Genomic DNA, 7,176 nt, shown 5'->3' on the forward strand with positions numbered 1-7,176 from the left:
TTCACGCGTTCGCGCCTCGTGGTCGGCGCTGTCGCGCTGTCGGCACTGACGGTCCTCGCCGCCGGCTGCGGCGGCGGCTCGGCGGGCACGCCGTTCAACGGAAACCCGACGTTCCAGCAGCAGATGCAGCCGAACTCGACGGCTGCCGCGCAGGTCGCCCAGCAGAACCTCGTCAGCGACCTGGCCCAGCTGAAGAAGGACGCGAAGACGCTGACCAAGGACACCACGGTCCCCGGCGACCTGACGACCCTGTCGGCGGCGCTCACGATCGAAGACCAGGACTGGCAGCAGATGCGGCACGACAGCTGCTCGAGCATGGCCAGCGACGCGCAGCTCGTCGTGTTCGACGCCCAGACCGTCAGCCGCGACGCCACGTCGCTGCAAGGCGACGTGGGCGGCATGCACACGGGAGACATCGCGGCGGTCAGCAACGACCTGGCCAACATCCAGAACGACCTGTCCGCCCTGAAGACCCTCGGTACCACCCCGCAGGTCACCACCGCCACCCAGGTCACCACCGGGACCAAAGCCACGCAGGGCGCGAACCACATGATCAGCTCGGTCAGCAAGTCGGCGAACGCGCTCAGCGCCAAGGGGACCCAGTACCTGACCAGCGCGCAGCAGTGGGCCAAACAGCACACCTGCTAACGTGCGGCCATGACCGTCCCGTTTCCCGAGCCGACCGCCCCAGCCGCGTCCCGGACGGAGGTGTTCCTCCGCTACCTCGGCTACTTCCGGGACCAGCTGGCAGCCAGGCTGCGTGACCTGCCCGACAGCGAGCTGCGCCGCAGCATCGTGCCGTCCGGCTGGACGCCACTGGAACTGCTCAGGCACCTGACCTACGCGGAGCGGCGCTGGCTGGAGTGGGGCTTCGAAGGCCGCGCGATCGGCGACCCGTGGGGCGACCAGCGCGACGGCCGCTGGTACGTCCCGCCGCGCGAGACCCTGGACGACCTGCTGGCGGCGTACGCCGAACAGGCGGCGCGCAGCACGGCCATCATCGAGAGCCACGAGCTGACCGAGGTCGGCAAACCCGGCGAGCGCTGGTCGGGCGCGGAGCCCGCCACGCTGGAGCGCGTGCTGTTCCACCTGCTCCAGGAGTACGCCAGGCACCTGGGCCACCTGGACATCGTGGCCGAGCTGGCGGGCGCGGGGACAGGCGAGTTAGCCCACCGACAGCAGCCCGGCGGGCAGCAGCGCGTGCACCCCCCACGTCACGTTCGCCACCTGCGTCACCCGCAAGTCCACGCAGTTCGACGCCAGCGCCAGCGCCTCCGTCCGCGAGGTCCCGTACAGCGAGGCCAGCCACGTCACCATCGCGTCGAGCGCGTCCCCCATGGCCTCGTTCAGGTCGGTGCTGAACCCGAAGGTGATCCGCCCGGCCGGTGTCTCCGCGTGCACCGATGCCAGCGGCCGGCCGGCGGCCAGGTGCACGACCGCCTCTGTCGTCATCGGGCACTCGATCGCCGTGCCGCACACCTCGCCGTCGCCCTGCGCGCCGTGCCCGTCCCCTAGGTAGAGCAGCGCGCCAGGCACGTTGACCGGCAGGTACAGCGTCGAGCCCGCCACGAGTTCCTTGCAGTCAATGTTCCCGCCCGACTCGGCGCGGGGCGGGATCGTCGAGTGCTCCCCTGGCGCGGCGGGCGCGGTCCCCGTGACGCCGAGGAAGGGTGCCAGCGGCCGGGTGTACGTCCCGTTCGCCGTGGCTGTCCCCGCGTCCGCGTCGATCTCCCACAGCAGCCACGCCGGCTCGGTTCCGGCCAGCCCGAGCCGCTTCACGACGGGCGAGCTGGGCGTGGCGGGCGCGACCGTCCATCCCCAGTCCCCGGGCGTCAGCGACACGATCCGCACCGCGAGCAGGTCGCCGGGCGCCGCGCCGCGCACCGCGATCGGCTGGTTCAGGCAGTGCCCGCGAAATTCGGCGCTGCGGAACATCGTCGGCTGCCCCGTATCGCCGGGAAACTGCTGCCGCGCCAGGTACCCGGCCGCGTCCAGCGTCCTGACGATCACCGTGTCACCCGGATCCATGGTCAGCGCCGGTTCGTGTGCCGCGGAAAAGAAGTTGACTGTGCTCTCGGGTGTCGGTTCCACCACATGCAGGGCCATGAAAACCATTATCCCGAAGTTGACTGGCCCCCGTCGCGCCACGGAGCGGCTCTGGTAGCGGCAAGATAGCGGCTATGCGCATCGAAAACCGCCTCGCCGAACTCGGTCTCGAGCTCCCGCAGCCGATGAAGACGCCGTCCGGCCTGGAACTGCCTTTCCCGTGGGTGCGCCTGTGGCCGGGCCGTGCCTTCGTCTCCGGCCACGGCCCGCTGCACGCCGACGGCTCACTCTGGTCGGGCCTCGGCAAGGTGGGTTCTGACCTCACCGCAGAGCAGGCCTACGGCGCCGCCCGCGCGACCGCCCTGGCGGTGCTCGCCAGCCTCCAGCGCGCCCTCGGCGACCTGGACAGGATCACGGCGTGGCTGCGCGTGTTCGGCATGGTCAACACGGCGCCGGGCTTCAACCAGACGCCAGCTGTGATCAACGGCTTCTCCGACCTGATCATCGAGCTGTGGGGACCGGAAGCCGGGCCGCATTCCCGCTCCGCGATCGGGGTCGCGGAGCTGCCTTTTAACATCCCCGTGGAAGTGGAAGCCGAGGTGGCAGTCGACTGAGCCCCGGGTGGTGGGGGCGCAGACGGACGGGCTGGCACATTGCCCAGATGGCGCGGTGAGGCTTCGGCGCCTCCGCCGTGGGCTGGTAGATGTGAATATCTCTGTCGGCTATTTAGGCGTCCCGGTTCGCCTTTGCCTCGTGCGGGTCGTCGCCGGATATGGGGTTACTCGGCGGGTCGGTTGATCGTCATGTCGCGGCCGGCTATATAGGCATCACGGCCTGCGCGGACGTGCTGGGTGACTGTTGTGGTCGGAGCCGACGCGAGCAAGGTTCGGATGTCGGCGAGCATTGCCGCGTCGGACTCCAGCTGGCGGCGGATCGCCAGCCGTAGCGCGGCGAGCACATCATCGTCGTCGGGGTAGGCGACCAGCTCCGCGAGCGGTTCTGGCAGCGGCTCCTCCTCGCCGTGGTGGCCAAACACCCGTTGCAGAAGCCGACGGCCCAGGCCGACCGTCGCGTCAGCGGCGTCGTCGCGCACCTTCGCAAGCACCGCGGCGCCATACGCGCCCGCCGCCGCCGTCATATACGGCGTCGCCTCCGTGACCAGCGTCGCCACTTCCCCGGCCATCGACCCTCCGCCCACGCGACCCGACAGGTCAAGTATGGGGCCTGCACCAGCAGAGTGGTGCTGTCCGCACCGTAGCGCTGGACACCCCGCTGCAGGTTCACGTGGCAACGTCGCGGCCTTCGGCTTCTATGCCAATGCGCAGGCGGTGCGGCCGAACGCCGGCCAGCCCGTCAAGCCTCTCCTGCGGATCAATGTCACGGTGGTCGGCAAGGCGGTCTTCAGTTCCGAAGGGGCACAGGACGACGTCGACACGAGCGGCAGGCCGACCGATTAGTTACGGGTCGCCGAGCGGTCCAAACCTCAAAGCCAGCACCACCGCTAAGGAGACGGAATGGGCGCCGTGATCATGCACAACGTCGTGTCCGTGGACGGCTTCATCGCCGACGCGGACGATCAGGTCGGCCCGCTGTTCGACTGGTACGTCAACGGCGACGTCGAAATCATCGACGGTGGCCAGATCAAGGTCTCGCAGGCCTCGGCCGATTACGTCAAGACGACGTGGGCGGCCATCGGGTCGATGGTGATCGGGCGCCACCTGTTCGACATCACCAACGGCTGGGAGGGCGTGCCGCCCGCGGGTGACCACGTGATCGTGGTGTCGCACCGGCCCAGGCCCGACGACTGGCACCCCGGGGGGCTCCATCCCGTTCACCCCAGGCAGCAGCAGGCGTCGTACTACTTCATCAGCGATGTGGCCCGGGCGATCGCCAAGGCCAAAGAGCTCGCCGGGGAGCGCACCGTCGCCGTGGCGGCGGGCGACGTCGGCGGGCAGGCGCTCGCCCTCGGCCTGGTCGATGAGGTGGGGATGGACGTCGTGCCCGTGGTCTTCGGCTCTGGCAAGCGGTACTTCGGGTCGGTCGATACCCAGTATCTGCTCGAGGACCCGGACACAGTCATCCAGGGCGACCGGGTGCTGCACCTGCGCTACCGGGTCCGCCGCTAGCGTCGCGGCCTCCGGCCTACGGAACCGTGAACATGTAGCCCTCGTCGATGAGGCGGGGAATCACGATCTTCAGGGCAGCCACGGTCTCGGACCTGTCGCCGCCGCCGTCGTGCTCCAGGATGATCGAGCCCGTCTTCGTGGTGCCCATGATCGTCTTGACGATCTTGCTGACCCCGGGCCTGACCCAGTCCTGCGGGTCAACGGACCAGTCGAGCGGGGCGAGCTTCTCGCTCGCGCAGTAGTCAAGCAAGGTCGGTGACCACGCCCCGTACGGCGCCCGGAACATGCCCGGCCGTTGTCCCGTCGCGCTGTGGATCGCGTCCGTGGCCCTGTCGACCTCCCCGGGCAGCTTGCTCCGCTTCATCGACATGAGGTTGGCGTGATTCCAGGTGTGGTTGACGATCGTGTGACCGGCGTCCGCGACCTCGCGCGCAATCGACGGGTAGTAGGTCACGTTCTCCCCGACCATCGAGAAGGCCGCCTTGATGTCGTACTTCTCCAGAATGCTCAGCACCTGGGGCGTATACACCGGGCTCGGGCCGTCATCGATGGTCAGCGCGATGACATCCAGCCCGTCGTCCACGTAGTACATCGGCTGCCCGCCCACGGTGCCGACAGTGCGGGGGGGCGCGTGCCCGGCGGCTCGCGCGGGATGCGCGTTGCTCGCCGCCTTGGCCGGCTGACGGACCGGTCCGGTGTGCGGCGCCTCCTGCGCGTTGGCCGCGAGGTGGCCGCCGCCACCGCGCCCGGTCACGGTCGCGACCCCGATCGCCACGCCGCCAGCGGCGACGAGGAGCAGCCTGCGTCGCGCCATGCGCACTCTGCTGGAAGGCGGCGCGGGCGCGCCGTCCCGATATCTCCGCGTCGTCACCGTCGTGCCCCTTTCGCCCCGTTGGCAATAATGACGGTCCGGGGCGCCCAGGAGCTGGATTAACGCCCTGAGATGATCGGCGTGTCGCGGCCGGTCAGCCGTAGATCGCGGGCCCGAGCCGGGCCAGGGGCTCCAGAATCTGGTGTTCCTCGTACGACAGGTGGGACAGCAGAGCGTCGGTGAGCAGGTCCACGGCGGCCCGCACCGCGGGCATCCCGCGCACCGGGTCGGTGACCAGGGCCACCAGCGCCGCGTCCACGCGGGACAGCAGGCCTGCGATCACGTGGTGCTCCTCGGTCAGCCGCCCGGTGACCGGCGCGAGCCGGCCGTCGAGCCGGCGCAGGCCGGTGAACAACGACGTGTCCTCCAGCGTGTGATGCAGGCCGACCAGCCGGCAGTAGCTCTCGCAGTACGCGCCGACCGTCCACTGGTTCTGCCGCATGGTCAGTTTGCTGATCTCCGTCCGGGCCTTGCCCGGATCGAGGCTGCCGGCGGCGACCTGTGCGATCATGTCCCGCAGCTGAGCCAGCTCCGCCCGCAGGTGATCGTGGACCGCTACCAGGTCGCGGGCGTGCGACCGGCCCGCCTCCGAGTAGTCAGTGTCCGGGTCGGGCGCCGGCGCGACCGGGCGCGCCGTCTCGTCCCACAGCGTCTCATCGCTGAGCCGGACTCCCGGATCGGGCGTCGCCGCCACGCCAATCCCGCGCTCACGCTTCTTGCTGTTATCAGTCGGAGAAGAGACTGGGCGGGCGTCCGTATCCGCGTCCGCGTCCGCCAGCGCGCGCTCGCTCGCGACCAGCTCCCGCACCGCGGGCGCCACCTCGGCCGCGAACCGGTCCACGGTGACGGTGTCGTCCGCCATCAGCACGAATCCGCTGATCCCCTCGTCGAGCGCGAGCCCGGCGAGCTGCTCCGCCCATACCTTCGGCGGCCCTTGGAGGAAGGAGGACCCGTCGCCGCTGAACGAGCCGGCGATGTTGTAGATCCGCCGCACGTCCGCGGGCGACCGCCCGGCCTCCGTCGCGGCCGCGTCGATCACCGCGTTCATCGCGGCGAGCTGCTCCGGCGGCGCGTACGGCGAGCTCGGCAGCCACCCGTCGCCGGCCTCACCGGTGAGCCGCAGCATCCGCTCCTTGTACGCGCCCACCCAGATGCCCACGTCGTGCACGGGGAACGGCCCCGGCTTCGCCCCGGACACCGAGTAGTACTGCCCGCCGGCCCGCGCCCCGCGACCCGGCGTCCACAGCGCGCGGATCACGGCGATCGCCTCGCGCAGCGCGTCGACCGACTCCCGTGGCGACCGCCGCGGCCCGCCCATCGCCGCGATCGCGTCCCAGAACGCCCCCGTGCCGATCCCCAGCTCAGCCCGCCCGCCGGACAGGATGTCCAGGCTCGCGACCGCGCGCGCCAGCACCGCAGGCGGGCGCAGCGGCAGGTTGGCCACGTTCGGGAAGACGGCGACGCGCTCGGTCGCCGCCGCGATCGCGGTCAGCAGCGTCATCGCGTCGAGGAAGGCGGGCTGGTACGGGTGGTCCTGCACGCTCACCCAGTCCAGCCCGGCCGCGTCCGCGCGCCGCGCGAGCTCGATGATGTGCGGGCCCGCGTCCGCTTTCGGCGTCACGAATATCCCGAACGAAAGGTCGTGACCGTAGTCAGCCATCTGCCATCTCCCGATAGTGGTCTATGCGACAGATAATATAACTCACAGACTATCTTGTGTGCAGCAGGGTCTACCATGGGAGGCATGACGGTGACTCCTGACCGGCTCGCCGGCGACCTCGGCTGGGGCCTCGCCGTGACGTTCCGGGCGTACGTCAAGGCGGCCGACGCCGCCACGGCTGGCATGCCCGGCGGTCATCGCGGCTACCAGGTGCTGTGCGCCGCCGCCCGCGACGAGCCAGGCAGCCAGGCGGCGATGGCCCAGCGCCTCGGCATCGACCGCACCGTCATGACCTACCTGCTCGACGACCTGGAAGCCGCGAAACTCGTCGAGCGCCAGCCCGACCCGGCCGACCGCCGCAGCCGCCGCGTGGTCGCCACCGCCCACGGCCGGGAGGTCCTCGCCGACCTAGACGCGCGCTTCGCCCACGCCGAGCAGCACCTGCTGGCCGGCCTGGGCCCCGACGATCAGGC

General features: G+C 70.4%; 8 protein-coding genes and 1 pseudogene. 5 read left to right on the forward strand and 4 right to left on the reverse strand.

Annotated elements, in window-relative coordinates; translation table 11 throughout:
* Both WA805_RS30585 and WA805_RS30590 read left to right on the forward strand, forming a co-directional pair.
* The coding region (locus tag WA805_RS30585; RefSeq protein ID WP_425244063.1) for a hypothetical protein at positions 1–648 on the forward strand (648 nt) is incomplete at its 5' end.
* A 9-nt stretch (positions 649–657) separates the two neighbouring features.
* Positions 658–1,131 (forward strand): annotated as a pseudogene (locus tag WA805_RS30590) (DUF664 domain-containing protein); the annotation flags it as partial.
* Between the two features lie 33 nt (positions 1,132–1,164).
* Here the strand turns inward: WA805_RS30590 and WA805_RS30595 are convergent.
* On the reverse strand, positions 1,165–2,106 hold the full coding sequence (locus tag WA805_RS30595) for an acetamidase/formamidase family protein (RefSeq protein ID WP_425244064.1): 942 nt from the start codon (positions 2,104–2,106) through the stop codon (positions 1,165–1,167).
* Positions 2,107–2,180: 74 nt separating this feature from the next.
* Here WA805_RS30595 and WA805_RS30600 point away from each other — a divergent pair, with 74 nt between their 5' ends.
* The gene (locus WA805_RS30600) at positions 2,181–2,660 is read left to right on the forward strand and encodes a RidA family protein (RefSeq protein WP_422286163.1); all 480 of its coding nucleotides are present in this window, start codon (positions 2,181–2,183) and stop codon (positions 2,658–2,660) included.
* 164 nt (positions 2,661–2,824) lie between these two features.
* On the opposite strand, the gene WA805_RS30605 is transcribed toward WA805_RS30600, so the two are convergent.
* Entirely contained in the window at positions 2,825–3,229 is a 405-nt protein-coding gene (locus WA805_RS30605) for a hypothetical protein (RefSeq protein ID WP_422286164.1), read from the reverse strand.
* A 331-nt stretch (positions 3,230–3,560) separates the two neighbouring features.
* On the opposite strand from WA805_RS30605, the gene WA805_RS30610 reads away from it, so the two are divergent.
* The gene (locus WA805_RS30610) at positions 3,561–4,172 is read left to right on the forward strand and encodes a dihydrofolate reductase family protein (RefSeq protein WP_425244065.1); all 612 of its coding nucleotides are present in this window, start codon (positions 3,561–3,563) and stop codon (positions 4,170–4,172) included.
* A 16-nt stretch (positions 4,173–4,188) separates the two neighbouring features.
* Here the strand turns inward: WA805_RS30610 and WA805_RS30615 are convergent, their stop codons facing one another.
* Positions 4,189–4,986: a polysaccharide deacetylase family protein gene (locus WA805_RS30615; protein ID WP_425244066.1), complete on the reverse strand. Its 798-nt coding sequence runs from the start codon at positions 4,984–4,986 to the stop codon at positions 4,189–4,191.
* 151 nt (positions 4,987–5,137) lie between these two features.
* The gene (locus WA805_RS30620; RefSeq protein ID WP_425244067.1) at positions 5,138–6,703 is read right to left on the reverse strand and encodes an LLM class flavin-dependent oxidoreductase; all 1,566 of its coding nucleotides are present in this window, start codon (positions 6,701–6,703) and stop codon (positions 5,138–5,140) included.
* A gap of 84 nt (positions 6,704–6,787) precedes the next feature.
* Here WA805_RS30620 and WA805_RS30625 point away from each other — a divergent pair.
* On the forward strand, positions 6,788–7,176 hold a 389-nt coding region (locus tag WA805_RS30625; protein WP_425244068.1), incomplete at its 3' end, for a MarR family winged helix-turn-helix transcriptional regulator.

The organism is Trebonia sp. (genome assembly GCF_049794275.1).
Lineage (GTDB): Bacteria > Actinomycetota > Actinomycetes > Streptosporangiales > Streptosporangiaceae > Trebonia.

Coding starts and splice junctions, on each gene's coding strand:
- WA805_RS30595 (WP_425244064.1), bottom strand. CDS start 2,106: ATGGCCCTGCATGTGGTGGAACCGACACCCGAGAGCACAGTCAACTTC.
- WA805_RS30600 (WP_422286163.1), top strand. CDS start 2,181: ATGCGCATCGAAAACCGCCTCGCCGAACTCGGTCTCGAGCTCCCGCAG.
- WA805_RS30605 (WP_422286164.1), bottom strand. CDS start 3,229: ATGGCCGGGGAAGTGGCGACGCTGGTCACGGAGGCGACGCCGTATATG.
- WA805_RS30610 (WP_425244065.1), top strand. CDS start 3,561: ATGGGCGCCGTGATCATGCACAACGTCGTGTCCGTGGACGGCTTCATC.
- WA805_RS30615 (WP_425244066.1), bottom strand. CDS start 4,986: ATGGCGCGACGCAGGCTGCTCCTCGTCGCCGCTGGCGGCGTGGCGATC.
- WA805_RS30620 (WP_425244067.1), bottom strand. CDS start 6,703: ATGGCTGACTACGGTCACGACCTTTCGTTCGGGATATTCGTGACGCCG.